The sequence below is a fragment of the Geobacter metallireducens GS-15 genome (genome assembly GCF_000012925.1).
Classification (GTDB): domain Bacteria; phylum Desulfobacterota; class Desulfuromonadia; order Geobacterales; family Geobacteraceae; genus Geobacter; species Geobacter metallireducens.
The window spans coordinates 2161745-2186911 of the sequence record NC_007517.1 but is presented as its reverse complement, the minus strand read 5'-3'; the positions used below and the strand labels follow the sequence as shown (position 1 = coordinate 2186911).

Sequence of the window (25167 nt, the reverse complement as noted above, 5' to 3'; positions counted from 1 at the left end):
AAAACTCCACCGCATTAACCTCATGATGTGAGTAAAGGAGCTGTGCTCGTAATTGTGGAACGAAGATGTAGAACAAACTTTGCAGTTATATATGATTAATTTAAAAATGACAACTTGATAGAATTTTATGCTTATGGCTGCAGAGCTGCCTCTGATGACCTCATCGGCTGAACTTGCCCAGTCTTTATATATTTTTCGCGGTCACTTTTCCTTTGGCAGGGACATAGTTGCCTTACCCTCCCGCAATTGACTTTCACTAGCCAATCTGCTAGAGATAAACGGCTTTTATGTATCCGGAGAATCCCGCCCAATGGAACAGTTTTTCCTCAAGTTTTCGATCATGCTTGTACCCGCCCTCATGGCGATCACCTGCCACGAGGTATCCCACGGCTTCGTGGCCGACCGCTTGGGCGACCGGACGGCACGCTTCATGGGACGGCTCACTCTCAACCCCCTCAAGCATCTGGACATCCTGGGCACCCTCATGATCTTTCTTGTCGGCATCGGATGGGCCAAGCCGGTGCCGGTCAATTTTCACAACCTGAGAAACCCCAAGCGGGACATGATCTGGGTCGCCGGTGCCGGCCCGGTGACAAATTTTGTTCTTGCTCTATTCTCGGCCCTGATTATGCGAGGGCTCGCTGCCCTAGGCGCAGGGTTTCCCGACGGTTCCCATGCTCTAACGTTTCTTGACCCGCTGATTCTGATGACGGCCTTTTCGGTCTACATCAACCTGCTTCTCTGCATCTTCAACCTGATCCCGGTTCCTCCTCTTGACGGCGGACGGGTGGCAGTGGGTTTGCTCCCCTATCGTCAGGCGGAGATGCTGGCGCGGGTGGAGCCCTACGGCATGATCATCATTATCCTGCTGGTCTTTTTTACCAATATCTTCAGCTCGGTCATCTCACCGATCCTCGATATGGGGATCCGTATTCTTGCCGGGCCTCAAAGCGGTCTGGTGTACAGCGTTACCCACTTTCTCATGAGATAAACGGCACAGCCGTCGATAAAAGGAGCAGACGATGAGCAACAAGCGGATAGTCAGCGGCATGAGGCCAACCGGAAAACTCCACCTTGGCCACTTCCACGGCGTGCTCGCCAACTGGCGGGAACTCCAGGAAGAGTATGAATGCTTCTTCTTCGCTGCCGACTGGCACTCCCTTACCACTGAATACGACAACACCGCAGGTATACGTCAGAACACCGACGAGATGATCCTCGACTGGCTTGCCTTCGGGGTCGATCCCGCCAAGTGCGTTATCTTCCGGCAGAGCCGCGTACCCCAGCACGCGGAACTGAACCTGATCCTTTCCATGATCACGCCGGTTTCATGGCTTGAGCGGAACCCCACCTACAAGGAGATGCAGGAGAATCTTTCCACCAAGGATCTCTCCACCTTCGGTTTTCTCGGCTATCCGGTCCTCATGGCGTCGGACATCATCGTCTACAAGGCATCCAAGGTTCCGGTGGGGCACGATCAGCTCCCCCACTTGGAGATTACCCGCGAGATCGCACGGCGCTTCAACTACCTCTACAACAGAGAGGTCTTCCCTGAGCCCGCGGCGCTCCTCACCGAGACGCCCAAGGTGCTGGGGCTCGACGGCCGCAAGATGAGCAAGTCCTACGGCAATGCCATTTTTCTCTCGGAGAGTGCCGAAGAAACCCGCAAGAAGGTGATGTCGATGGTTACCGATACTCAGCGGGTCCGGCGGAGCGATCCGGGGGAGCCCGACCGTTGTGTTGCCTTTTCCCTCAACAGCCTCTACCTCCCCGAAGAAAAGAAGGCAGACATCTACGCAGGGTGCCGCAGTGCCGCCATTGGTTGCGTTGAGTGCAAGAAGCTCCAGGCCGAGTACCTGGTCCAGACCCTTGCCCCCTACCGGGCACGCCGCGACGAACTCACCGAAAAGCCGGGGCTCGTGGCCGAAATCCTTGCCGAAGGGGAGGCCCGTGCCGCAACCGAGGCCGCGCGAACCATGGCCGAGGTGCGGGACGCCCTCAATCTATGAGCAACGGCGGGAATCTTGACCTCTACCAGGATGAGGAGAGCCCCTCCTATACGGTGAAGCTCGAGGTCTTCGAGGGGCCCCTCGACCTCCTGCTCCACCTCATCAGGAAGAATGAGGTGGACATCTATGATATTCCCCTCTCAACAATCACGAAAGAGTACCTTGAGTACATCAAGATGATGAAGGAGCTCAACCTGGAGATTGCCGGCGAGTTCCTCGTCATGGCATCAACTCTCATCCAGATCAAGTCGAAGACGCTTCTCCCGACGCCGGTCGATGAAGATGCCCCGGAAGAAGAGGAGGAAGACCCGCGGGCCGAGCTGGTACGGCGTCTTCTCGAATACCAGAAGTACAAGGAAGCGGCAGTATCTCTGACCGGGCGGGATCTGCTCGGCCGGGATACCTACGCCCGAAGCTTTATCTCCCCCGAGCTGGCGGAGATGCTGCCCGAGGAGGAACCGGTCGAGGTGGAACTGTTCGAGCTGATAGAGGCATTCCGGAAGGTTCTCGACCGGGTTTCCGAGGAGAGCTTCCACGAGGTGGGGGCCGAGTCGATCACCATCGCCGAGCGGATCAACGAGATCCTCTCACTCCTGGAGGGGAAGGAATCGCTTCTCTTCGACGAGCTTTTTCCCGAACACTTCAACAGAGATTTCCTCATTGCCACGTTCCTGGCCGTGCTTGAACTCTGCAAGCTCAAGATGGTGAAGGTGGTCCAGGCAAACCGCTATGGCTCCATCTGGATACAGCCTGCGGTCATGGATGGGGAGGGGAGTCTCGTCGATGCCGAATCTTAAGTCCATTGTCGAAAGCCTCCTGTTCGTTGCCGATGCCCCGATGACCTTCGACCGTCTCTGCTCCTTCCTTGATGAGTTTGACCGGGGAGATATTCGGGAGGCACTGGGCGCGCTTCAGGAGGAGTACGGACAGGAAGGGAGGGGAGTTGTGCTGGTTGAGGTGGCTTCCGGTTACCAGTTCCGCACCCCCGTAGAAAATGCCGACTACCTTCGGCGCCTCACAAAAACCAGGCCAGTCAAATTCAGCCAGTCCGCCCTTGAAACCCTTGCCATCATCGCCTACCGCCAACCGGTGACCCGTGCCGAAATCGAGTATCTGCGCGGAGTCGATTGCGGCGGCGTCCTGAAGACCATCCTGGAAAAGAAACTCATCAAGATTCTCGGGAAGAAAGACATTCCGGGAAAACCGCTCATTTACGGTACCACGCGGGAGTTCCTTGAACTCTTCAGCCTCAAAGACCTCAGGAGCCTGCCAACCCTCAAGGAAATTCGCGACCTGTCGGAAACTGCTTCCTACGAACAACAGGAGGAACTCCCGCTGGAGCAGCCCGAGGATGACAGGGAGCTTTTGTAAGGCACTGTCGTCTGAGTGAATCTCTGCTATAGTTAGTGCTGATGGTTTGTCGAACGAGGGGGTGCGGATGACACGCCAACCCGCAGTTGCCGGACAGTTCTACACCGATGAGCCGAAACGGTTGCGGGGGGATCTCCAGCGGATGATCCCTGCCGAGACCATGAAGCAGCGAGTTAAGGGTATCGTGGCCCCCCACGCAGGCTATGTTTATTCCGGTCACGTTGCAGGTGCCGTGTACGGCGCCATCGAGATACCGTCGACCGTTGTCATCCTCGGCCCCAATCACCACGGTTTCGGGGCCGCCGCAGCCCTGTATCCCGAAGGAGAATGGCTCACGCCCCTTGGCTCCGTCCCCATTGACGTTCGCCTCTCTCAGCTTGTGCAGAAGCATGTCCCGCTCGTGGAGCCAGAGATGTCGGCCCACCGGTTCGAACACTCCCTCGAAGTTCAGGTGCCTTTTCTCCAGTATTGTCGCGCTGACGTTTCTATTGTGCCGATCTGCCTCGGATTCGGTGATTATGAGCGGTGCAGGCTTCTGGGGGAGGGGATTGCAAGGGCGATCAGGGAGTTCGGCGAAGATGTCCTCATCGTGGCGAGTTCTGACATGACCCACTATGAGTCAGCTGACGCCGCCCGGGCAAAGGACGAGCAAGCTATTGCCGAGGTACTGGCGCTGAATCCGGAGGGACTGGTGCAGATCTGTCGTCGCAAAAACATCACCATGTGCGGGGTTATTCCCGCAACGGTCATGCTGGTGACAGCCAAGGCTTTGGGGGCTAGCAAGGCAGAATTGATCAGTTACGCAACAAGCGGAGATGTAACGGGGGACAACCGGCAGGTGGTTGCTTATGCTGCAATGGCGGTGTATTAGGGGGTGGGCTTGAAAACAAAGCTCTTTCCTGTCCCCGGCCCCATTTTTATCACTCTTCCTTCTCTATTCTCACGACCTGGAGTACGCCGGGCATCCGCTCCAGTTCGGCTGAGTCGAGGGAGTCGGTGTCGCCGATGACGCCGATGATGGTCCGGTTGGCTCCCGTCGACTGGTGAATGTCAAAATTCCGGGAAATCAGGTATTCCTTTATCTCCACAAGTGCCTCTTCAGTGGCACTTTTCTTCATGATGATGAGCATTACGACTCCTCCTTGCCGGTGGTTTCTTCCGGGTGGGTCATGATCCGCTCCAGCCGGCGCGATTCGTCGATCACACGCTCGAAGAGACGCACGATTGCCCCGTCATCGAGGGGCCCCGGGTTGTCCGCCTTCATTCTCTCGAAGATAAGTTTTTCACGCTTGGGGTCGTAGACTGGAAGCCCGCGCTCCTTCTTGATCAAGCCGATTTCCAGCGCCAGGGAAGCCCGCCGGTTGAAGATCCGGAGAAGCTCGCTGTCCATCCGGTCAATTTCCTGCCTCAGTTCGTCTATCGTCATGCAAGAGGTTCCTCAGAACTGTTTTTTCAAAAAAGTATCTTTCTTCCAGTGCACGTCGTCACGTTCCAGATAATCGATGGTGTAGTGGAGGCCGCGGGATTCCTTCCGTTGCAGGGCGCATTTGACGATCAGTTCCGCCACCGTGGCGATGTTTCGCAGCTCAATAAGGTCAGAGGTGATGGTGAAATCCCAGTAGTAGTCATCAATTTCTTCCTGGATCAAGCGGATGCGGTGCTGTGCACGCTCGAGACGCTTGTCCGAACGGACAATTCCCACGTAATTCCACATAAACCGCCGAATTTCGTCCCAGTTTTGGGAGACGACGACCATTTCGTCACTGTCGGTGGCAGTTCCCGCATCCCACTCGGGGATTTCCGGAAACTCGAAATGGTTCTGTTGCAGTTCCTCAATCGCCCGTTTGTAGGCACGTCCCGCTAAGACTGCCGCTTCAAGGAGGGAGTTGCTTGCCAGGCGATTTGCGCCGTGGAGACCGGTGAAAGCTACCTCACCGATAGCATAGAGACGGCTTAGGTCAGTTTCACCGTTCATGTCCACCGCCACACCGCCGCAAAGGTAGTGGGCCGCAGGAACCACAGGCAGCGGTTCTTTAGTCATGTCCAATCCGAATTCCAGACATGTCTGGTAGATATTGGGGAAGCGGGTGCGGACGTATTCCGGGTCTTTGTGGGTGATATCCAGGTAGACACAGTCGTCGCCATGGGTCTTCATCTCATTGTCGATGGCCCTCGCCACGATGTCACGGGGGGCCAGATCCTTCAGCTTGTGGTATTTCTCCATGAACGCAGTTCCGTCACGGCGGCGCAGGATGGCTCCCTCGCCCCGTACCGCTTCGGAAATGAGAAAAGATTTTGCATGGGGATGGTAGAGGGTGGTGGGATGAAATTGCATGAATTCCATGTTGGCGACGGTAGCGCCGGCCCGGTACGCCATGGCTACGCCGTCGCCGGTGGCCACGTCGGGGTTGCAGGTGTAGAGGTAGACCTTGCCGGCGCCTCCGGTAGCGAGAAGGGTGATTTTTGCCCTGAAGGTCTTCACGCTGTTGGTAGCGATGTCCAGAACATGAGCGCCGAGGCAACGGTCCGGCTTGACTCGCTTGTGGGTCACCTTTGACATGGTGATCAAATCAATGGCAATGTGATGCTCGTAGAGCTGTATGTTGGGGTTATCGCGGACCGCCGCCACCAGTGCCCGCTCAATTTCGCGGCCCGTGACATCGTCAGCGTGGAGGATGCGTCGCTGGCTGTGCCCACCCTCGCGGGTCAGGTCAAATGCCTCGCCACTGCGGGTAAACTGGACCCCCCACTCGATGAGGTTGCGGATGACCTTGGGGCCTTCTTCGACCACCATCCGCACCACATCTTCATGGCAGATGCCTGCGCCAGCCACAAGAGTATCCTCTACATGGGCATCAAAGGTGTCTTCCTGGGAAAAGACCGTGGCGATGCCCCCCTGCGCATAGTTGGTGGCGGATTCCGTCACTTCGCGTTTGGTGACGATGGCCACGGTGCCGTGTCGTGCTGCCTGGAGAGCAAAGGTGAGCCCGGCGATACCGCTGCCGATAACAAGAAAATCAGTCGCTAATTTCATGGGGCTTCTCCTTCATTATTGGGTAAAGGATGTGTAAGTATTTATGAAGAATGCCGATTATTCTCCTGCCTCCCCCCTTTGTCAAGGTATTTAAGGATGGTTACGACCTTTGAGATGACCGTTGGGGTTGCATTGCCTTCTGAGTTGGTCTATATTTTGAATGGCTTTCGGCAGGGACGCCGATCAGCGCTGTTTGGGAGGAAACATGCCGAAAGTTGCCAGTATTCTGGCTCTTGCCCTCTTGCTCCTGGGGGGAGTGGGGTACTTTGACGCCAACGCAGACATTTACCGGTACGAAGATGAAGAGGGGGTCGTTCATTTTACCGACGCCCCCACCGATAAACGGTTCAAGATTTTCATGAGGGATATCAAGCGGGACCGGAAGCTTCGCACCACGTTTAAGCTTGCACGCTTTACCCGTGACCCTGCCGAATTCGAGCCGATCATCACCCAGTGCGCCCAGGAATTCGGCGTTGACAGATCGCTGGTGAAGGCTGTAATCCATGCCGAATCGGGATACAACCCCAATGCCGTCTCCCCCAAGGGGGCAAGTGGGCTCATGCAGCTCATGCCCAAGACGGCCCGGGATCTGAAAGTGGCTAACAGCCTCGACCCGCGGGAGAACATTCGCGGTGGTGTCCGCTACCTTCGCTTCCTGCTCGATACGTTCCGGGGTGATGAGAGCTTGGCCCTGGCAGCCTATAATGCCGGACTTTCACGGGTAGCCCAGTATAACGGCATTCCCCCTTATCAGGAAACGCGCACCTATGTCGACAGGGTGCTTACTTACAGAAAATCCTACCAGACCACCAATTGAGAATCAGCGTACATGCCTGACACTAACGCCAAGACCATCTGGAATATCCCGAACATTCTCACTCTCCTGCGAATCGCTCTGATACCCGTTTTGGCGGTGCTTCTTCTGTCACCGTCCCGGGAAGCGGGATTCTGGGCCGCTGCCGTGTTCGCCGTCGCCTCAACCACCGACTGGCTTGACGGCTATCTAGCCCGCAGGATGGGTATCGTTACTGTCTTCGGCAAGTTCCTTGACCCCATTGCAGACAAGCTCATGGTGATGGCGGCACTCATCATGATCCTCCCCTACAATCGGGTTCCTGCCTGGATGGTTCTTGTAATCCTCGGCCGCGAGATCATCATTACGGGGCTGCGGGGGATCGCCTCCAGCGAGGGGATTGTCATATCCGCCAGCGATCTGGGAAAGTTCAAGACCATCTTCCAGATGGTGGCTATCATCGGGCTGCTTCTCCACTATGACTACCACTGGTTTTTCGGGGTCGACAACCCCTATCTCATCGTCAACATGCACAATGCAGGGATGTTCTATCTCTGGATCGCCACAATTATGACTGTCTGGTCCGGAGCCGACTACCTTGCCAAGTTCATGAGGGTAATAGCCCGCTGACCATTTCCTAGGTCTTATTTCTCTTCCAGTGCCATAGGCTCACAGACATTGTCCCCTGAATTTGCTTTGGACCCGCAGATAAAGCAGACGACGGTCGGGTTTGAAGTGAGATGGCTAACTTCTTTCATCATTCCCTTGCTCTTGAGAACACAGAGATGTCCTTGGTGCTTTTCGCCGCAACTGCATGTCATCTGTTCAGCCATGGATCGCCTCCCGGTAACGATGGATTTGGTACGGATAAATTCTGAGGCTATTGTCGCCGTAAAATATACAGTATGTCAAGCTGTCGGCGGTCACCTCCGATATCAATTTAACGTTGACACCGATAGTGAAAGAAGGTATAAAGCAAATTCTCTTTCACAACAGGGCGGCGTCGCCAAGTGGTAAGGCAAAGGTCTGCAAAACCTTTATTCACCGGTTCAAATCCGGTCGCCGCCTCCATGGAAATCAAGGGGTTAGCCAATATGGTTAACCCCTTTTTCTTTGTCATCAACCTCTTTTTGCGGAACCTTTTGAAGAGCGTTCTGCACTTTCTGTCTCGTTGCACAACAATTATCATTAAATTTCAGTTTGTATCTCCGACTCTTTTCCTTGACCGGCAGCAGTATATTCCTGTTGAGTCCTGGGGGAACACTTGGGGAGTGTTCCTCAATGAAGAGTTGAGCAAGGGGCTTAGGATGAGGGCGGGGAGGGCTGACGTCGTGATTCACTGCTTCAGCTTGATCCTTCCGTTTCTTGGGTGAGTCCTCTGCGAGGGGGTCTGGGGTTTGGTCAGGAGCAAGGAGGCCAGACCGGAGAAGGGAGGAGGTGACAGTATACTTTTGGTACCGACCTGAGGCTAACCCTTGGGCTTGCTTCCTGTCAGCGGTCTTCAGGGGGGGGCTTTACTGGCTCGACCCTCTCACCATGCAGGGAGCGGAGGTCTGGGGGGATCCATTGCAGGTGGTAATACCTACTGTTTCGTGTGAAGAGTTGTATGCTGGACATGAAAAAACCTGTCTCTCCTACAGTTCTAAAACTGTAGGAGAGACAGGTTCTCTCTGGTTTATTCAAGCCAAGGGCTTGATATCATTTAATTGGTGCCGAAGGCGAGACTCGAACTCGCACGAGCTATTGCCCGCCACCCCCTCAAGATGGTGTGTCTACCAATTCCACCACTTCGGCAAGGAAAAACTTTATATCATTGTCTGCTCTTAAAGGTCAATACTTTTTTGCGGCCTTTTATCTATTTTGTCTGAGGGGCCGACTCAGAGGAACGCTGAGATGGTTGCGGTGTCGGTGTCGATTGGACTGGCGCCTGCGGGGTGCCAGTCGGTTGCGTGGTAGGCGGTGCTGCTGTCTTCCGGGGTGAGGGGGCAACCGTTCCTTTTGGCATAATTGAAGAGGTTTCTGACTGTCCAGACAGGTAGGCAAGTGTAAGAGAAGTGAGCATGAAGATGATGGCTGCACCGGTCGTAAGCTTGCTCAGAAACGTGGTGCCTCCACCCGCGCCGAATACAGATTGGCTTCCCCCTGCACCAAAAGATGCCCCCATCTCTGCGCCTTTGCCCGATTGCAGCAGGACGATTGCGATAAGTGCGATGCATACCAGAATGTGAAGAATCGTGAGTAGAATAGTCATAAGACGTAACTCCAATGAATGTAGCAACTTAAAACTAATAGCACATCATTCAGGAAATGCCAATAGAGAATCAACCGTGGCGTTTTACGCTTTATAGTTGACGATTGCTCCAAATGAGTCTGCCTTGAGGCTCGCTCCACCCACCAAAGCGCCGTCGATGTCAGGTTGATTCATGAGCCCTCTGACATTTTCCGGTTTTACGCTTCCGCCATAGAGTATACGAATAGTTTCGGCTATCTGGACGGTAAACAGCTCGCCCACGACCTTGCGGATGAATGCATGCGCTATCTGTGCCTGCTCATCAGTGGCGGTTTTACCGGTACCTATGGCCCAGACCGGTTCGTACGCAATTACGATTTTGGCAAGATCGCCCCTTGCGAGTCCGGCCAAACCATTCTCGATCTGGGTCCTGAGCACCTCAAAGGTTTTGTCTGCTTCACGTTCGGCAAGTGTTTCACCGATGCAGAAAAGGACTGTAAGACCTGCTGTAATAGCCGCCTTGATCTTCCGGTTGACGGTTTCGTCGGTTTCACCAAAATACTGCCTCCGCTCGGAATGGCCAATTATAACATGGCTGCATCCGGCGTCCACAAGCATGCCGGGAGAAATTTCGCCGGTGAAGGCCCCTTCCTCTTCCCAGAAGCAATCTTGAGCAGAAAGCATTATGTTGCAATCGGCAATGGCTCGTTTAACGGCAGAAAGAACGGTAAATACAGGCGCAATAACGATTTCCACGTCAGTGGTTTTCTGGACGAGAGGGATCAGTTCGGCAACGAAGTCTTGTGCTTCGCTGCTCTTTTTGAAGAGTTTCCAATTGCCAGCAATAATCGGTGTTCTCATGTCGTCACCCCGTTTGTTATCTACTTGCCGTTTTCTTCCAGCACTTTGATGCCGGGAAGATGCTTCCCTTCGAGGAGTTCCAGGAACGCGCCGCCGCCTGTGGAAATGTAGCTGATCTTCGCGTATTCCCCCGCGCGATGGACGGCTGAATCGGTGTCTCCTCCTCCGACGATGGTGAGAGCATAGGAGTTGGCCACGGCCGAAACCATGGCAAAGGTTCCGCGGGAGAAGGCATCCATCTCGAATACGCCCATGGGACCATTCCAGATAATGGTTTTGGCGTTCTGGAGCGCTTCCGTGAAGAGGGTCACGGTTGCCGGTCCGATGTCGAGTGCCATCCACTCCTCGGGGATTTCCTGAATGGTCGTCACTTTGGTTTCAGCCTCGGGGTTGAAGCGGTCGGCCGCAACGCAGTCGACCGGTAGATAGAATTTCACGCCTTTTTCACGGGCCTTGGTGTAGGTAGTGAGGGCGATTTCCAGCAGTTCTTCCTCCACCAGCGATTTGCCGACGTTATAGCCGAGGGCTTTGAGGAACGTGAAGGCCATGCCGCCGCCAATGATAATCTTGTCTACCTTGTTGACCAGGCTTTCCAATACCTCAAGTTTTCCGGAAACCTTGGCCCCGCCGAGAATGGCGACCAAGGGCCTGATGGGCTTTTGCATCGCCTTCTCGAAATAATTAATCTCATTGTTCATGAGGAAACCGGCAGCGACGACCGGGAAAAACTTCGTGATGGCTTCGACGGATGCGTGGGCCCTGTGGGAGACGGCAAAGGCGTCGTTGATGTATATTTCACAGTCGTTGGCCAGGGCCTTGGCGAAATCGGCGTCATTTTTCTCTTCGCCCTCGTAGAAACGGACGTTTTCGAGTAGAAGGACTTCGCCCGGTTTCATGGCGTCGATCATCTTCTTGACTTCATCGCCGATGCAGTCGGGAGCCAGTTGCACTTCCTTGTTGAGCAGGCGCGAGAGGCGCTTGGCCGCCGGAGCCATGGAATACTTCGGTTTTCGCTCACCCTTTGGGCGACCCAAGTGGGATGCAAGAATTACCTTGGCGCCCGCATCAAGGGCAAAGTTGATAGTGGGAAGGACGGCCCGGATCCGGGTGTCTTCGGTTATATTCTGATGTTCATCCAGAGGAACGTTGAAGTCGACCCTGATAAATACCTTTTTCCCCTTGAGACTTTCGATTTCGTCGATATAGCGGATTGCCATGGTACCCTCCTGAAACCGTTGTGATAATGAAAACCATGTGCCAGAGGCAACGGATGCCGGGCTGAAGACAAAAAAAGGGGGGAATAATCCCCCCTGTGGGTTTGAGTAATTGTTATGCGATGAGTTTCATGAGATCAACGACGCGGTGGGAGAAGCCTGTTTCGTTGTCATACCAGGAAAGAACCTTGACCATGTTCCCCTCGATCACCTTGGTGCAGCCGGCATCAACGATGGAGGAGAGGGGATTGCCATTGAAGTCGATGGAGACGAGAGGTTCCTCCGAAAAGCCCAGAACACCCTTGAGGGAACCCTTGGAGGCCTTTTTCAGGGCCGCGTTTACTTTGTCGGCATCTGCCTTCTTGGAAAGGGTAACAACGAGGTCAACGACCGAGACGTTGGGGGTCGGGACGCGAATTGCCATGCCATCCAGTTTCCCCTTCAACTCGGGCAGCACAAGGGCGACTGCCTTGGCAGCGCCAGTGGAGGTCGGAATCATGGACATGGCGGCCGCGCGGGCCCGGCGCAGGTCTTTATGGGGAAGGTCAAGGATCTGCTGGTCGTTGGTGTAGGAGTGAACCGTCGTCACCAGGCCTTTTTCGATGCCGAAGGTTTCGTGCAACACCTTGGCAACCGGCGCCAGGCAGTTGGTGGTGCAGGAAGCATTTGAGATGATGTTGTGCTTCTTGGGGTCATAGAGGTTGCTGTTGACACCCATGACGATGGTGATGTCCTCGTTGGTGGCAGGAGCGGAGATGATAATTTTTTTTGCGCCTGCTTTCAGGTGAAGTTCGGCCTTTTCACGGGAGGTGAACAGACCGGTTGACTCGAGGACCACGTCGATCTTTTCCTTCTTCCAGGGGAGTTCCTCAGGATTCCTTACGGCAAGGATCTTGATCGGTTTGCCGTTGACTATGATTTCACCATTGCCGGCTTCGACTTTGCCGGGAAACGGTCCGTGAACAGAGTCATACTTGAGCAGGTGTGCTAGGGTCTTGGCATCGGTGAGGTCGTTGATGGCGACAAACTCGATACCTTTCTCCTTGATTGCCGCACGGAGTACGGAACGCCCGATTCTACCGAAGCCGTTGATTGCAACCCTTAGAGCCATTGAACCCTCCTGTTGGTTTGATATGTTAGCCTTGGACGGCTTTAATTGTAAACTTTGACATCATAATAAAGTAATTTGTTACGAGTCAACCTTTTTGTCCTTACTTGCTAAGGCATCTGCTCTTGGGAGATGCATTGGTTGAATTTTAAAGGTTATTGCTTTGAGGAAATGTGGTAGTATGAATTCGCTTGATAAGCCTAACTAGCCGAATAATCAAATTAATTTATGAAAAAAACTCTAGAAAAAAGAATAATCATCTTCGCCTTCATTATTCTTTTTCTCACGATTGCCGCAAATTCAGGTATGGATATCGTGGGGTTCAGAAGAGACTACATTCAGGCCCTTATCATGAGGTCTCAAAGCCTCGGTTCATCTCTGCGGGCGAATTTGGAAAAGGTGGTGGGGCTCGGTATCGATGTCAAAGACATCGAGGGATTGAATGATAAATGTCGCGAAGTTGTCGCATCGAGCCCTGAAGTTGCCTACTGTATTATTACTGACAGTGAGGGGAATATCCTTCACCTGAACGATCCTGTCTACCGGAACATCCGTTTCGATATTATTCGAAGGGCATTTACAACCCGCCTCGATCAGAACATCCACCTCATCGGTGACGACGGTTCCTACTACGATACCGTTACGCCGGTTCGCTCCCCTGACGGAAAGCAAGTCGCCCTCATACACATTGGTTTTTCGGTACATGTCGTGTCCGCGAAGGTGCAGGTGATAATCATTCGTTCGCTACTCCTTCTTGCGGTTGTCTTCCTGGTCTCATTTTCGTTGGTGGTGATTTTTGTCAAGCGAAACATCGGCCAGCCCATTGCTGCTCTTCTGGCTGGTGTCAGGAAGGTATCGGAAGGAGAGTTCAATCACCGGATTAATCAATTGCCTGTTTATGAATTCAATGAATTGGCCAGCAGCGTGAATCTCATGTCTGATACCCTCAAGAATCGCGAAGAGGAGATACGGAGCAATTATCAGGAACTGGAAAATATCCACAACGACCTTCATTCCTCGTATCTCAAGCTGGAGAGCCTGAGCCTCGACCTGGAAAAATCGGAGGAACTCTACAAATCGCTTCTCGAAGATGCAAGTGATGCCATTGTCGTCACTGACGAAAACGACATGGTCAAGATGGTCAACAAAATGGCTGAAGACTTCTTTGGCCATGATGCGGCCGAACTTGTCGGATTATCCCTTAGTCGTATGCTCACGCTGGTGGGAACCCAGAATTCCTCGATTGTCTACAATTTTTTTCAGGTGGCGGGGACTGGTAAGCATGTGGCGGAAGAAATTAAGTTCCTCAGGAAGGACAAAGAATTAGTGGTTGGTCTCATTCACGCCAACATCGTCACCATTGGTGCAGAACGGCTGATTCAGGCCATCATCCGTGACGTCACCCGTGAGCGAGAAATTCTGCTGAACCTTGAGAAGAGTGCAGCCGACTTGGCACGCCTTAATAAGATGAAGGATTCGTTCCTCGGCATAGCATCCCACGAACTCAAGACTCCCCTCACGGTTATCATGGGGTATGCGGAGCTTATCCTGACGGACCCGCCTTGCCAGGTCGATCCCAATATCATCGACATGGTGAACAACATTGCCGGTGCCGCTAACCGACTCGACAACATCGTCAAGGACATGGTCGACGTCTCGATGATCGACGAGAAACGGTTGCAGTTGAAACTCAGCGAGGTTGATGTGAACCGGTTGGTGGAGGATTCCCTGAATGAACTCCGCTTTTTTGTGTCCATGCGCAAGCAACAATTGGTTTTTGAGCTTGATGATGCTATTCCGGCCATCAAGGGGGACACGGTTCGACTCATGCAACTCCTTTCGAATGTGATCGGCAATGCCATCAAGTTCACTCCCGATGGAGGACGGATTATGGTTTCCACGCGAGCCAAGTATATTTTGCGCTCCAAGCAGATTCCAACGGTGGATCCGGTCCAGTCGCTGGTCAATATCGGCAAGGACCAGCATCTCTATGTGGAGATAACCGTGGCCGACACGGGGATTGGTATCGACATCGACGACCAGCTCAGAATATTTGACAAGTTCTATGAAGCGGGAAATATCGAGGAACACTCCTCGGGAAAAGTTGCCTTCAAGTCGCGTGGGGCCGGCCTCGGTCTTTCGATCTCCAAGGGAATAGTAGAAATGCATGGCGGTGAAATCTGGGTCGAATCGCCCGGCTACAACCCCGACCAATTTCCCGGCTCCACCTTTCACATCGTACTCCCCCTCAACCCCATAACCGGTGACGGGACCATCGATTATCTCAACCTTCTCAAGTAGTTTCCTTGTTGACTCATTAGAAAAATCTTCCGTGTTTAGCCTTGAATATACGCATCCTTTCCGGTATAAAATTTGAGTTTATTGAGCGATGGGGGATGGTGTCCCTGCAACCGATGGACGGAGGGTTTGTGAGGGTCTGTCTGCTTGCCAGCGGAAGCAAGGGAAATTCTTTGTTTGTCGAATCGGACGGGACCAGAGTCCTCATCGATGCCGGCCTTTCAGCCAGGGAAATTGTCCGTCGTCTAGCCGTTATCGAAGTTGAACCTGCTGACCTTGACGGGCTTTTCATAAGCCATGAGCACGTGGACCATGTGAGAGGGGTCGGAGTGCTTGCCCGGAAATACCGGTTGCCAGTCCATGTCAGTTACCCGACCCATCACGAGGTCCGGGAGGGATTCGGTGACGCCCCCGTGGTCGAATTCGAGTCGGGCTATTCGTTCGGCTTCAGGGATTTGCTCATCGACCCTTTTCCCATCACCCACGATGCCTGTGACCCGGTGGGATTCACCATCGAAAGCAAGGAAGGGAAGGTGGGGATTGCCACTGACCTCGGCACGGCGACACGGCTTGTGGCGGATAAGCTCAAGAGATGCCGTGTTCTCGTTCTCGAGTCGAACCACGATGAAGAGATGCTGATGGGCGGCCCCTATCCATGGCATCTCAAGCAGCGGATCAAGTCCCGTCATGGTCATCTGTCCAACAACGATTCGGCGGCACTTCTTGCCGAGGTCCTTCACCCCGGTCTAGAAGGTCTGTTCCTCGCCCACCTTTCCGAGGTCAACAACGACCCTGCCGTGGCCAAGGAAGTGGCGGAGAATCTTCTGGTCGCTCAGACCACCTGCTCGCCCCGCCTCATCGTCGGGGACCAATACCGTCCCAGTGAAACGCTGACCCTCTGACAACACTGTCGAGGGCTGGCACTCTATCGAGCGCCGGCCCTGTTATTTTGCCAAAGACGAAGGAGAATGCACCGTGATCGAACGCTACAGTCGTCCTGAAATGACCCGCATCTGGGAAGCGCGCAACCGTTATCAGAAATGGCTCGACATAGAAATCTTCGCTTGTGAGGCCCATGCCGAACTGGGCAATATCCCCCGTGAGGCCGTCGAGCGGATCAAGGCCAAGGCCGACTTCGACGTTGAGCGGATCGACGAGATCGAGCGAACCGTCAAGCACGACGTCATTGCTTTCCTCACCTCCGTCGCCGACTACATCGGCGACGATTCCCGCTTCGTGCACCTGGGTCTTACCTCCTCCGACGTTCTCGATACCTCCTTTGCCATGCTCCTGGCCGAGGCTTCCGACCTCATCATTGATGACATCAAGCGCCTCATGGAGGTGATCAAGCGCCGGGCCTTCGAGCACAGGGATACGCCCATGATGGGACGTTCCCACGGCATCCACGCCGAACCGGTTACCTTCGGCATCAAGATGGCGCTCTGGTACGACGAGATGCGGCGCAACCTCCGCCGGATGGAGTCTGCCCGCGAAACCATCGCCTACGGAAAGATTTCCGGTGCGGTCGGTACCTTTGCCAATATTGATCCGCGGGTAGAGGAATACGTCTGCAAGAAGGGAGGCCTCAAGCCTGCTCCCTGCTCGACCCAGGTGATCCAGCGGGACCGCCATGCCGAGTTCTTCTCGGCCCTAGCCATCATTGCCAGCTCCATCGAAAAATTCGCTGTTGAGATCCGCCATCTCCAGCGTACCGAAGTCCTGGAGGCGGAGGAATACTTCAGCAAGGGGCAGAAAGGCTCCTCGGCAATGCCCCACAAGCGCAACCCCGTCCTTTCCGAGAACCTCACCGGCCTGGCCCGCCTCATACGGGGCTACGCGGTTTCGGCCATGGAGAACGTGCCGCTCTGGCACGAGAGAGACATCTCCCACTCGTCGGTGGAGCGGGTCATCGGTCCCGATGCCACCATCGTCATGGATTTCATGCTCAACCGCTGCATCGGCCTCATCGACAACCTTGTCGTCTACCCCGAGAACATGATGCGTAACCTCAACCTCATGCGGGGGCTCATCTTCTCCCAGCGGGTGCTTCTGAAGTTGGCCAATGCGGGCGCATCCCGCGAGAAGGCCTATGAGCTTGTCCAGCGCAACGCCATGAAGGTCTGGGAGCAGGGGAAGGATTTCCAGGAAGAACTTCTGGCCGATGCCGACGTGCGTGGCTTTCTTCCCGAGGAGGAAATCCGCGAGGCCTTTGACCTCAACTATCACCTGAAGCATGTGGGCACCATCTTCACGAGGGTCTTTGGTGGATAACATCCTCAATTTCCTCCGGCTCGAGGAGTCAGATCACCTCCTTCTCTTCTGGTTGAAGGAGATCCTCGTAGCCGTTGTCATATTCACGTTATTTTGGGGTCTTTCCCAGGTGGTTCGCTACATCCTCACCTCCTGGGTGCCCCGGTTGACCGCCTTTACGCGCACCGGCCTCGACGACCGGATCATCCAGCGGGTAACGCCGCCGGCAAGCCTCCTGGTGGTTTTCGCCGGCCTTTACTTTGCGGTACGGTCACTGCCGCTCCCCGAGAAGGCCCATGTGGTTTTGTCGGGAGCGGTATATATCCTCAACATTATCGTCGTCACCGTTATCGTGGAGCGGGTCATTGCGGAGCTCCTCGAATGGTACGGTGCGAAGCTCGCCGAGCGGCACGGTGCCGGAGTTGACCGGCAGATCATCCCCCCCCTGGAAAAGATCGTGACGATTTTTCTGGTGGGAATTGCCCTGATGGTGACGCTCAGGCACTTCGACTATGACATCGTGTCGGTGCTTACGGCTCTTGGCGTCGGCTCCCTCGCCATCGGCATGGCGGCCAAGGACACCCTGGCCAACATGATTTCCGGCTTTACCCTCATGGTTGACCGGCCGTTCCGGATCGGAGACCGGATCCAACTCACCTCCGGCCAATGGGGAGATGTGAACGATATCGGCCTGCGCACCACCAAGATCAAGACCGTCGACAACACGCTTCTTGTCATTCCCAACTCCGAGCTCTGCAATACGACGCTTATCAACCTGGCATATCCCGACACGAGGGCCAAGGGGCGGATAAACGTGGGGGTCGGCTACGAAAGTGACGTGGAAAAGGTTAAGGGGATCATGATTCAAACGGCCCTCGACGTCCCCGAGGTGCTCCCCAATCCTGCTCCGGAGGCGTTTTTCGTTTCCTTTGGCGATAGTGCCCTCGGCATGTCGCTCTTCTTCTGGGTCGAGGATTATACGCGGCTCTTCGCCGTTACCGACCGCATCAACGAACAGATCATCAACCGGTTCAGGGAGCATGGCATCACCATACCCTACCCGACACGGACCGTGTTCCTGGAAAAGGAAAACTAAATGGCGAGACGAATTGAGATTGCCCTCAAGGAAGGCGTCCGTGACGCCCGTGGCGAGCGGATCAAACGCGAGATCGAGCATTTTCTCCATCTGCCGGTGGAAGCGGTGCGGACCATCGACGTCTACACCGTTGATGCGAAGCTTTCCGAGGAGGAGCTTGTCAAGGCCGCCTCGGAGCCCTTCTGCGACCCGGTCATCCAGGTCTGGAGCATCGACCGTCCCCTGGCTGCCGGTTTCGATTTTCTCGTGGAGGTGGGATACCGTCCCGGGGTTACCGACAACGTGGGGCGCACCGGCCGGGAAGCAATCGAGTACATCACCGGCCGGCCCATGGAGGCGGGGGAGGGGGTCTACACCTCGGTCCAGTACCTTCTGAGCGGGAAACTCTCCCGTGCCGACGTGGAGCGGATCGCCCGGGACCTCCTCGGCAACGCCCTTATCCAGCGCTTCGTGGTTCTGGACAGGGCCGAGTTCGCGGCCCAGGGGGGAGTGCCGGTTTCGGTCCCCAAAGTTCAGGGCGAAACCAAAGCCCAGGTCAGGGATATCGACCTGGAGGTTTCCGACGATGAGCTGCTGCGTATCAGCAAGGACGGGGTTCTGGCCCTGACCCTGGAGGAGATGAAGATCATCCAGGCCCACTACCGGGATCCGAAGGTGCAGGAGGAGCGCCGGAAGCAGGGTCTCGGCGTTAGACCGACCGACGTGGAACTGGAGTGCCTGGCCCAGACCTGGTCCGAACACTGCAAACACAAGATCTTCGCCGGCACGGTTCACTACGAGGATGAGCAGGGGAACCGGCAGGAGATCAAGTCCCTCTTTAAGTCGTTCATCCAGCGCACCACAAAGGACGTGCGGGAAAAGCTGGGCGACAGCGACTTTTGCCTCTCGGTCTTCAAGGACAACGCCGGGGTCATTCGGTTCAACGACGACTGGTCCTTGGTCTTCAAGGTGGAGACCCACAACTCTCCATCAGCCCTCGACCCCTACGGCGGGGCTCTCACCGGCATCGTCGGCGTGAACAGGGATCCCTTCGGCACCGGCAAAGGTGCCAAGCTCATCTTCAACACGGACGTTTTCTGCTTCGCCGATCCCTTCTACGATAAGCCCTTGCCGTCGCGGCTCCTGCATCCCCGGCGCATCTACGAAGGGGTCGTGGAGGGAGTCGAGCACGGTGGCAACAAGAGCGGCATCCCCACGGTGAACGGCTCTCTCGTTTTTGACGAGCGATTTGCCGGCAAGCCCCTGGTTTTCTGCGGCACGGCCGGGATCATGCCGGCCACCCTGAACGGCGAGTTGGGCCACGAGAAAGCAATCAAGCCGGGTGACCTGATCGTCATGACCGGCGGCCGCATCGGCAAGGACGGCATCCACGGCGCCACCTTCTCCTCCGAGGAGCTGAACGAGAATTCTCCGGTTACGGCGGTCCAGATCGGCGACCCCATCACCCAGAAGCGGATGTTCGATTTCCTCATCCGTGCCCGGGACAAGGGGCTCTACCGATTTATCACCGACAACGGCGCCGGCGGGCTCTCCTCATCCATCGGGGAAATGTCGGGCGAGTGCGGCGGCTGCCGGATGGACCTGGAAAAGGCCCCCCTCAAGTATCCGGGGCTTGATCCGTGGGAGATCCTCATCTCCGAAGCTCAGGAGCGGATGAGCCTTGCGGTGCCCCCCGAGCAGATCGACGAGTTTCTGGCCATGGCGAAGCGCTTCAACGTCGAGGCGACGGTATTGGGTGAGTTCACCGACAGCGGCTACTTCCATATCCTCTACGGTGACCGCACCGTGGCCTGGCTCCCCATGGAGTTCATGCACGAGGGGCTTCCCCCCATGCAGCTTCCGGCCAAATGGGTGCCACCTCGCCATGCCGAACCGACCCTTCAGGTGAAAGGTGATTACACCGCGGACCTGAAGGCGCTCCTCGGTTCCCTCAACATCTGCTCCAAGGAGTCGGTGGTGCGCCGTTACGACCATGAGGTGCAGGGGGGAAGCGTCGTGAAGCCCTTCACTGGCGTGGCCAACGACGGCCCCTCCGATGCCGCGGTGGTCCGCCCAATCCTCGACTCCTTCGAGGGGGTGGTGGTTGCCCACGGCATCTGTCCCCGCTACTCGGACATCGACACCTACCACATGACCGCCAACGCCATTGACGAAGCCCTGCGCAACTACGTGGCCGTGGGTGGCGCCCTGGATCTCGTGGCGGGGCTCGATAACTTCTGCTGGTGCGATCCGGTGAGGTCGGAAAAGACTCCCGACGGCGAGTACAAGATGGCCCAACTGGTGCGGGCGAACCAGGCCCTCTACGACGTCTGCCTCGCCTACAACCTGCCGCTCATCTCGGGCAAGGACTCCATGAAAAACGACTTCTACGACGGGGCCACCAAGATCTCCATCCCGCCGACCATCCTCTTCTCGGTCATCGGCAAGATAGAAGACGCCCGCAGAAGCGTCACCATGGATGCCAAGCGCCCCGGCGACGTCGTTTACCTCCTGGGGAGAACCGGCAACGAACTGGGGGGCTCCGAATATCTGGCATTGCAGGGTGTCATCGGCAACAACGTGCCGACGGTGAACCCCGAAAAGGCCCTCAAGCGCTACAACGCCCTGCACACGGCCATCACCGGCGGGCTTGTGGCCTCCTGCCACGACCTCTCCGACGGCGGCCTCGCCGTGGCCCTGGCCGAGAAGGCCTTTGCCGGCGGTTACGGTATTTCCGCGGATCTGGGCAAGGTTCTCTGGACGGGCGACGACGCCATGCGCAATGATGCGGCTCTGCTCTTCTCCGAGTCGGCGTCACGGCACCTGGTCACGGTGCGTCCCGGGAACCGCGATGCTTTCGAGGCGATCATGGCGGGGAACTGCTTCTCTGCCATCGGTGTGGTGACGGAAGAGGGGGCGGTGCGTATCACGGGCCTTTCCGGCCAGGCGGTGGTCGAAGCAAGCATCGACGAACTGAAAGAAGCGTGGCAGAGCCCGCTGAGGGAGCTGTAACATGGCAAAAGCACGTGCACTAGTCATAACCGGTAACGGTACCAACTGCGAGACGGAGGCGGCCCACGCCTGCCGGCTCGGCGGCTTCGACGAGGCGGTCATTGCCCACATCTCCGACCTCCTGTCCGGGGATATTCGGTTGGACGATTTCCACTTCATCAACCTCACCGGCGGTTTCCTGGACGGCGACGATCTGGGGAGCGCCAAGGCCCAGGCCAACCGTTTCCGGTACGCCAAGGTGAACGATCTGGCCGAACATCTCATCGATCAGTTAACCCGATTCATCGAGGCGGGGAAGCTGATCCTCGGGGTCTGCAACGGCTTTCAGCTCATGGTGAAGATGGGGCTTCTGCCGGCCCTAGACGGCGCCTATCTCAAACAAACCGCGACGCTGACTTTCAACGACTGTGGCCGCTTCCAGGACCGCTGGGTCTATCTCAAGGTGGATCCAACATCTCCCTCGGTCTACACGAAGGGGGTAGCAAAGGGGCTGTACCTGCCGATGCGTCACGGTGAAGGGAAGTTTGTCGTCGACGGCCCGGCCACCCTTGCCGCCATCGAGGAAAAACATCTGGCTGTTTTCAAATATTCCGACGCCGCCTACGACGCCCCCACCATGGAATTCCCCTTGAACCCCAACGGGTCGGTGAACGCCATTGCGGCCCTTTGCGACGGGACCGGCCGCCTCATGGGGATGATGCCCCACCCCGAGGCCTTCGTCCACCGGACCCAGCATCCCCGCTGGACCCGCGAGGAGCTTCCCGAAGAAGGGGACGGCCTTGTCCTCTTCAAGAACGCTGCCGAGTATGTCAAACTAAACTTGCTGTAAGACCGCTGAAACCAGGCGGCTGCCACCGTGCAGCCGCTTATTTCGTGCATGGAGACGGAATGAAGCTTTACAGACCTACGGAAGAGTGCGGCATTTTTGGAATTTATGGACATCCCGAGGCGGCAAACCTGACCTACCTCGGACTTTACGCCCTCCAGCACCGGGGGCAGGAAGCCTGCGGCATTGTTTCCTCGGACGGACGGAGCCTCCACGTCCACCGGAGCATGGGGCTGGTGGCCGATGTTTTCGGCGACCAGGCGATTTTCCGCAACCTCCCGGGTGAGGCGGCCATTGGGCACGTCCGCTACTCTACCACCGGCGACTCGGTCACCAAGAACGTCCAGCCCATCAAGGTCGATTATTCCCGGGGCTCCATTGCCGTGGCCCACAACGGCAACCTGGTAAACGCCCAGATGGTCAAGGACGAGCTGGAAGCGTGGGGCTCCATCTTCCAGACCACTATGGACACCGAGGTGATCCTGCACCTCCTGGCCTCCTCCAAGCAGAACGCCCTTGAAGACCGCATCGCCGAGGCCCTCGGCCGCCTGAAAGGGGCCTACTGCCTCCTCTTCCTGACCGAGACCCGCATGGTGGCTGCCCGCGATCCCCAGGGATTCCGGCCCCTCTGTCTCGGCAAGCTCGGTGACGGCTGGGTGGTCGCCTCGGAGAGCTGTGCCCTGGACCTCATCGAGGCCGAATTCATCCGCGAGGTGGAGCCAGGAGAGGTCATCGTCATCACCAAGGACGGCATCACCTCCCATTTCCCCCTCAAGAAGTCCGAGGCAGCCCCCTGCATCTTCGAATTCGTCTATTTCGCCCGTCCCGATTCCTACATCTTCGGAAAAAACGTCTATATGGTCCGCAAGGATTTCGGTCGGCAACTGGCCCGGGAGCACCAGGTGGATGCCGATATCGTGATCCCGGTTCCCGATTCGGGGGTGCCGGCGGCCCTGGGCTATGCCCAGGAGGCGGGGCTTCCCTTCGAACTGGGACTGATCCGCAACCACTACATCGGCCGGACCTTCATCGAACCCCAGCAGTCGATCCGCCACTTCGGGGTCAAGATCAAGCTGAACCCGGTGCGCGAGATCCTGGAGGGAAAACGGGTCGTGGTCATCGACGACTCCATCGTCCGCGGCACCACCTCCCGCAAGATCGTCAAGATGGTGCGCAACGCCGGCGCGAAGGAAGTTCATGTCCGGATTTCCTCCCCCCCTACCAGCTACCCCTGCTACTACGGCATCGATACCCCCACCCGGAAGGAACTCATCTCCTCGTCCCACACCATCGAGGAAATCCGCCGGTACATCACCGCCGATTCCCTCGGCTACCTGTCGGAGGAGGGGCTGCTGAAGGCAGTGGGGGCCGGTGAGAATCCCTTTTGCAAGGCTTGCTTCTCCGGCAACTACCCCATCACATTCCCTAAGCTGGCGGCTGCGCCCCAGCTGGACCTCTTCTGAAAGGAGCAGATTCGACCATGACTGACCGGGAGCGCTTGAAACAGATAATTATTGAACTCTCCTATGAAAAACGGAAGGTTACCCTCGCTTCGGGCCGCGAGAGCGACTTCTACTTTGACGGCAAGCAGACTACCCTCCATGCCGAGGGGGGGCTCCTGGTCGGCAAGCTCTTCTATGAAGCCATCAAGGACGTGGAAAATGTCCAGGGGGTAGGGGGGATCACCCTGGGGGCCGATCCCATCGCCACCGCCACCTCCATTGCGGCGTTTCTGGACGGACGCCCCATGCACGCCTTCATTATCCGCAAGGAGCCCAAGGGGCACGGCACCGGCCAGTGGCTCGAAGGGCGCAAGAACCTCCCCCCCGGGGCTCGGGTCGTTATCGTGGAGGACGTGGTCACCACCGGCGGTTCTTCCATGAAAGCAGTCCGGCGGGCCGAAGAGGAAGGGCTGGTCGTGCTCGGCATCGTCGCCCTCGTGGACCGTGAGGAGGGGGGCCGCGAGAACATCGAGGCGGAAGGGGTCTGGCTGAGAAGCATTTTTACCAAGTCTCAGCTTGTGGCCTGAAAAACGATTAGTGCATTGCGCAGAGAAGGCGGGAGTTTCCCGCCTTCTTTTTTTGAGGAGATATGAACGAGGTTCTCGACGAATACCGCAGACTGCTCTCTGAAGTAGATCATTGGTTCAGCCGCTGCATTGCCCGTTCAGGCGAACACATCCGCTGCGCTGAAGGGTGTTCCGAGTGCTGTCGGGGGCTCTTCGACATCACGCTTCTCGATGCGGCGCTCCTGAAAGAAGGTTTTGACCGGCTCGACGCGTTTACGCGTGAACAGGTGCTCGTCAAGTGCCGGAAACGCCTTGCGGGCCTCCTGCGGCTCTGGCCCGAGTTCGCTCACCCCTATATGCTCAACTACCGCCCCGAGGAGGAATGGGAACTTCTCATGCCCGATGACGACGAGACTCCCTGCCCGCTTCTGGGGGCGGACGGCAGATGCCTCGTCTACGGGTTCCGTCCCATGACCTGCCGGCTCCATGGCCTGCCCCTCGTGGACCTGACGGGGGAGGTGCTCCACGATGAGTGGTGCACTCTCAACTACGTTGGCGGAGACCCCTTGGCCGATGCAGGGCTTCGGGGGGAGTTCACGAAGATATTCCGGGAGGAGGTCCGCCTCTTTCGGCACTTCTCGGAACGGCTCCTGGGACAGGAGTTCCGGGAATTGGACACCTTTATCCCGACCGCCCTCCTCATCGACTTCACTCGCTTCGACTGGCATCGGTTTGCTGCCGGCTTTAGTGTAACTCCTTGACGCAGCTTGGCTAATCAGTATAATAAACCTTCTTTTTTGTCGGAAAGGATGCCCATGGCCGTAGAGAAGTTCGAGACTGCCCTCAAGAAACTGGAAGACGTGGTGAACCGGCTGGAAAGTGGTGAACTGTCCCTGGACGACTCCCTCAAGGCTTTCGAGGAGGGAGTCAAGATGGCTGCTTTCTGCACGAAAAAGCTGGATGAAGCGGAAAAGAAGGTGGAAATACTGCTCAAAAAGAAGGACGGCAGTTTTGCCAAGGAGCCGTTCCGGCTCGAGGATGACTGAAACAAGCGATTACTGATTTACAATATCACGCA

General features: G+C 56.4%; 26 protein-coding genes and 2 tRNA genes. 19 read left to right on the top strand and 9 right to left on the bottom strand.

Annotated features, from left to right (window positions below; all coding sequences use genetic code 11):
• Nucleotides 1–310: 310 nt before the first annotated feature.
• From GMET_RS09905 to amrB, 5 genes are all read left to right on the top strand, one after another.
• Entirely contained in the window at nt 311–991 is a 681-nt protein-coding gene (locus GMET_RS09905; protein ID WP_004511883.1) for a site-2 protease family protein, read from the top strand.
• 31 nt (nt 992–1022) lie between these two features.
• Entirely contained in the window at nt 1023–2009 is a 987-nt protein-coding gene (trpS, locus tag GMET_RS09900) for a tryptophan--tRNA ligase (RefSeq protein ID WP_004511884.1), read from the top strand.
• Nucleotides 2006–2806, top strand: a complete 801-nt coding sequence (locus tag GMET_RS09895) for a segregation and condensation protein A (RefSeq protein WP_004511885.1) — start codon at nt 2006–2008, stop codon at nt 2804–2806. The genes trpS and GMET_RS09895 overlap by 4 nt, the downstream gene beginning before the upstream one ends.
• A complete protein-coding gene (gene scpB, locus GMET_RS09890; protein ID WP_004511886.1) occupies nt 2793–3380 on the top strand; it encodes an SMC-Scp complex subunit ScpB in 588 nt (195 codons plus the stop codon). Before GMET_RS09895 ends, scpB begins: the two co-directional genes overlap by 14 nt.
• 67 nt (nt 3381–3447) lie before the next feature.
• Complete coding sequence (gene amrB, locus GMET_RS09885) at nt 3448–4251, top strand: AmmeMemoRadiSam system protein B (protein ID WP_004511887.1); 804 nt, start codon at nt 3448–3450, stop codon at nt 4249–4251.
• A gap of 49 nt (nt 4252–4300) precedes the next feature.
• Here amrB and GMET_RS09880 read toward each other — a convergent pair whose 3' ends face one another.
• Genes GMET_RS09880 through nadB form a run of 3 tightly spaced genes read right to left on the bottom strand, consistent with a single transcriptional unit; the run spans nt 4301 to nt 6414 of the window.
• The gene (locus GMET_RS09880) at nt 4301–4510 is read right to left on the bottom strand and encodes a hypothetical protein (RefSeq protein WP_004511888.1); all 210 of its coding nucleotides are present in this window, start codon (nt 4508–4510) and stop codon (nt 4301–4303) included.
• Complete coding sequence (locus GMET_RS09875) at nt 4510–4806, bottom strand: chorismate mutase (protein WP_004511889.1); 297 nt, start codon at nt 4804–4806, stop codon at nt 4510–4512. Before GMET_RS09875 ends, GMET_RS09880 begins: the two co-directional genes overlap by 1 nt.
• Nucleotides 4807–4818: 12 nt before the next feature.
• Entirely contained in the window at nt 4819–6414 is a 1596-nt protein-coding gene (gene nadB / locus GMET_RS09870) for an L-aspartate oxidase (protein ID WP_004511890.1), read from the bottom strand.
• 205 nt (nt 6415–6619) lie between these two features.
• Between nadB and GMET_RS09865 the strand changes: the two genes are divergently transcribed.
• Together GMET_RS09865 and pgsA are read left to right on the top strand one after the other, a co-directional pair.
• Entirely contained in the window at nt 6620–7231 is a 612-nt protein-coding gene (locus GMET_RS09865) for a lytic transglycosylase domain-containing protein (RefSeq protein ID WP_004511891.1), read from the top strand.
• Between the two features lie 12 nt (nt 7232–7243).
• Nucleotides 7244–7837: a CDP-diacylglycerol--glycerol-3-phosphate 3-phosphatidyltransferase gene (gene pgsA, locus GMET_RS09860; RefSeq protein WP_004511892.1), complete on the top strand. Its 594-nt coding sequence runs from the start codon at nt 7244–7246 to the stop codon at nt 7835–7837.
• A 14-nt stretch (nt 7838–7851) separates the two neighbouring features.
• Here the strand turns inward: pgsA and GMET_RS18360 are convergent, their stop codons facing one another.
• Nucleotides 7852–8040: a hypothetical protein gene (locus tag GMET_RS18360; RefSeq protein ID WP_004511893.1), complete on the bottom strand. Its 189-nt coding sequence runs from the start codon at nt 8038–8040 to the stop codon at nt 7852–7854.
• Nucleotides 8041–8203: 163 nt separating this feature from the next.
• On the opposite strand from GMET_RS18360, the gene GMET_RS09855 reads away from it, so the two are divergent.
• Both GMET_RS09855 and GMET_RS18805 read left to right on the top strand, forming a co-directional pair.
• Nucleotides 8204–8278, top strand: a tRNA-Cys gene (locus tag GMET_RS09855).
• The gene (locus GMET_RS18805; RefSeq protein WP_004511894.1) at nt 8278–8580 is read left to right on the top strand and encodes a hypothetical protein; all 303 of its coding nucleotides are present in this window, start codon (nt 8278–8280) and stop codon (nt 8578–8580) included. The genes GMET_RS09855 and GMET_RS18805 overlap by 1 nt, the downstream gene beginning before the upstream one ends.
• Before the next feature lie 334 nt (nt 8581–8914).
• Here the strand turns inward: GMET_RS18805 and GMET_RS09845 are convergent.
• The 5 genes from GMET_RS09845 to gap all read right to left on the bottom strand — a co-directional run bounded on the left by GMET_RS09845 (nt 8915) and on the right by gap (nt 12623).
• Nucleotides 8915–9001, bottom strand: a tRNA-Leu gene (locus GMET_RS09845).
• A gap of 61 nt (nt 9002–9062) precedes the next feature.
• Nucleotides 9063–9458, bottom strand: coding sequence for a preprotein translocase subunit SecG (gene secG, locus GMET_RS18355; protein WP_011365892.1), 396 nt, complete (start codon nt 9456–9458; stop codon nt 9063–9065).
• A gap of 84 nt (nt 9459–9542) precedes the next feature.
• Nucleotides 9543–10298, bottom strand: coding sequence for a triose-phosphate isomerase (tpiA, locus tag GMET_RS09840; RefSeq protein WP_011365891.1), 756 nt, complete (start codon nt 10296–10298; stop codon nt 9543–9545).
• Between the two features lie 20 nt (nt 10299–10318).
• On the bottom strand, nt 10319–11515 hold the full coding sequence (gene pgk, locus GMET_RS09835; protein WP_004511896.1) for a phosphoglycerate kinase: 1197 nt from the start codon (nt 11513–11515) through the stop codon (nt 10319–10321).
• Between the two features lie 112 nt (nt 11516–11627).
• Complete coding sequence (gap, locus tag GMET_RS09830) at nt 11628–12623, bottom strand: type I glyceraldehyde-3-phosphate dehydrogenase (RefSeq protein WP_004511897.1); 996 nt, start codon at nt 12621–12623, stop codon at nt 11628–11630.
• Nucleotides 12624–12848: 225 nt separating this feature from the next.
• Here gap and GMET_RS09825 point away from each other — a divergent pair, with 225 nt between their 5' ends.
• From GMET_RS09825 to GMET_RS09780, 10 genes are all read left to right on the top strand, one after another.
• Nucleotides 12849–14921, top strand: coding sequence for an ATP-binding protein (locus tag GMET_RS09825; protein ID WP_011365890.1), 2073 nt, complete (start codon nt 12849–12851; stop codon nt 14919–14921).
• Nucleotides 14922–15049: 128 nt separating this feature from the next.
• Entirely contained in the window at nt 15050–15820 is a 771-nt protein-coding gene (locus tag GMET_RS09820) for an MBL fold metallo-hydrolase (protein WP_011365889.1), read from the top strand.
• 73 nt (nt 15821–15893) lie between these two features.
• Entirely contained in the window at nt 15894–17189 is a 1296-nt protein-coding gene (gene purB / locus GMET_RS09815; protein WP_004511900.1) for an adenylosuccinate lyase, read from the top strand.
• On the top strand, nt 17182–18264 hold the full coding sequence (locus GMET_RS09810; protein ID WP_004511901.1) for a mechanosensitive ion channel family protein: 1083 nt from the start codon (nt 17182–17184) through the stop codon (nt 18262–18264). Before purB ends, GMET_RS09810 begins: the two co-directional genes overlap by 8 nt.
• Complete coding sequence (purL, locus tag GMET_RS09805; protein ID WP_004511902.1) at nt 18265–21255, top strand: phosphoribosylformylglycinamidine synthase subunit PurL; 2991 nt, start codon at nt 18265–18267, stop codon at nt 21253–21255.
• A gap of 1 nt (nt 21256) precedes the next feature.
• Complete coding sequence (locus GMET_RS09800; protein ID WP_004511903.1) at nt 21257–22084, top strand: phosphoribosylformylglycinamidine synthase subunit PurQ; 828 nt, start codon at nt 21257–21259, stop codon at nt 22082–22084.
• A 59-nt stretch (nt 22085–22143) separates the two neighbouring features.
• A complete protein-coding gene (gene purF / locus GMET_RS09795; RefSeq protein ID WP_004511904.1) occupies nt 22144–23544 on the top strand; it encodes an amidophosphoribosyltransferase in 1401 nt (466 codons plus the stop codon).
• A gap of 17 nt (nt 23545–23561) precedes the next feature.
• Nucleotides 23562–24110, top strand: a complete 549-nt coding sequence (gene pyrE / locus GMET_RS09790; protein ID WP_004511905.1) for an orotate phosphoribosyltransferase — start codon at nt 23562–23564, stop codon at nt 24108–24110.
• Nucleotides 24111–24172: 62 nt separating this feature from the next.
• A complete protein-coding gene (locus GMET_RS09785; RefSeq protein WP_004511906.1) occupies nt 24173–24850 on the top strand; it encodes a YkgJ family cysteine cluster protein in 678 nt (225 codons plus the stop codon).
• Nucleotides 24851–24904: 54 nt separating this feature from the next.
• Nucleotides 24905–25135 (top strand): exodeoxyribonuclease VII small subunit, encoded by a 231-nt coding sequence (locus tag GMET_RS09780; protein WP_004511907.1) that lies wholly within the window; start codon nt 24905–24907, stop codon nt 25133–25135.
• The last annotated feature ends 32 nt before the right edge of the window (nt 25136–25167 follow it).

Coding starts and splice junctions, on each gene's coding strand:
- GMET_RS09905 (WP_004511883.1), top strand. CDS start 311: ATGGAACAGTTTTTCCTCAAGTTTTCGATCATGCTTGTACCCGCCCTC.
- trpS (WP_004511884.1), top strand. CDS start 1,023: ATGAGCAACAAGCGGATAGTCAGCGGCATGAGGCCAACCGGAAAACTC.
- GMET_RS09895 (WP_004511885.1), top strand. CDS start 2,006: ATGAGCAACGGCGGGAATCTTGACCTCTACCAGGATGAGGAGAGCCCC.
- scpB (WP_004511886.1), top strand. CDS start 2,793: ATGCCGAATCTTAAGTCCATTGTCGAAAGCCTCCTGTTCGTTGCCGAT.
- amrB (WP_004511887.1), top strand. CDS start 3,448: ATGACACGCCAACCCGCAGTTGCCGGACAGTTCTACACCGATGAGCCG.
- GMET_RS09880 (WP_004511888.1), bottom strand. CDS start 4,510: ATGCTCATCATCATGAAGAAAAGTGCCACTGAAGAGGCACTTGTGGAG.
- GMET_RS09875 (WP_004511889.1), bottom strand. CDS start 4,806: ATGACGATAGACGAACTGAGGCAGGAAATTGACCGGATGGACAGCGAG.
- nadB (WP_004511890.1), bottom strand. CDS start 6,414: ATGAAATTAGCGACTGATTTTCTTGTTATCGGCAGCGGTATCGCCGGG.
- GMET_RS09865 (WP_004511891.1), top strand. CDS start 6,620: ATGCCGAAAGTTGCCAGTATTCTGGCTCTTGCCCTCTTGCTCCTGGGG.
- pgsA (WP_004511892.1), top strand. CDS start 7,244: ATGCCTGACACTAACGCCAAGACCATCTGGAATATCCCGAACATTCTC.
- GMET_RS18360 (WP_004511893.1), bottom strand. CDS start 8,040: ATGGCTGAACAGATGACATGCAGTTGCGGCGAAAAGCACCAAGGACAT.
- GMET_RS18805 (WP_004511894.1), top strand. CDS start 8,278: ATGGAAATCAAGGGGTTAGCCAATATGGTTAACCCCTTTTTCTTTGTC.
- secG (WP_011365892.1), bottom strand. CDS start 9,458: ATGACTATTCTACTCACGATTCTTCACATTCTGGTATGCATCGCACTT.
- tpiA (WP_011365891.1), bottom strand. CDS start 10,298: ATGAGAACACCGATTATTGCTGGCAATTGGAAACTCTTCAAAAAGAGC.
- pgk (WP_004511896.1), bottom strand. CDS start 11,515: ATGGCAATCCGCTATATCGACGAAATCGAAAGTCTCAAGGGGAAAAAG.
- gap (WP_004511897.1), bottom strand. CDS start 12,623: ATGGCTCTAAGGGTTGCAATCAACGGCTTCGGTAGAATCGGGCGTTCC.
- GMET_RS09825 (WP_011365890.1), top strand. CDS start 12,849: ATGAAAAAAACTCTAGAAAAAAGAATAATCATCTTCGCCTTCATTATT.
- purL (WP_004511902.1), top strand. CDS start 18,265: ATGGCGAGACGAATTGAGATTGCCCTCAAGGAAGGCGTCCGTGACGCC.
- GMET_RS09800 (WP_004511903.1), top strand. CDS start 21,257: ATGGCAAAAGCACGTGCACTAGTCATAACCGGTAACGGTACCAACTGC.
- purF (WP_004511904.1), top strand. CDS start 22,144: ATGAAGCTTTACAGACCTACGGAAGAGTGCGGCATTTTTGGAATTTAT.
- pyrE (WP_004511905.1), top strand. CDS start 23,562: ATGACTGACCGGGAGCGCTTGAAACAGATAATTATTGAACTCTCCTAT.
- GMET_RS09785 (WP_004511906.1), top strand. CDS start 24,173: ATGAACGAGGTTCTCGACGAATACCGCAGACTGCTCTCTGAAGTAGAT.
- GMET_RS09780 (WP_004511907.1), top strand. CDS start 24,905: ATGGCCGTAGAGAAGTTCGAGACTGCCCTCAAGAAACTGGAAGACGTG.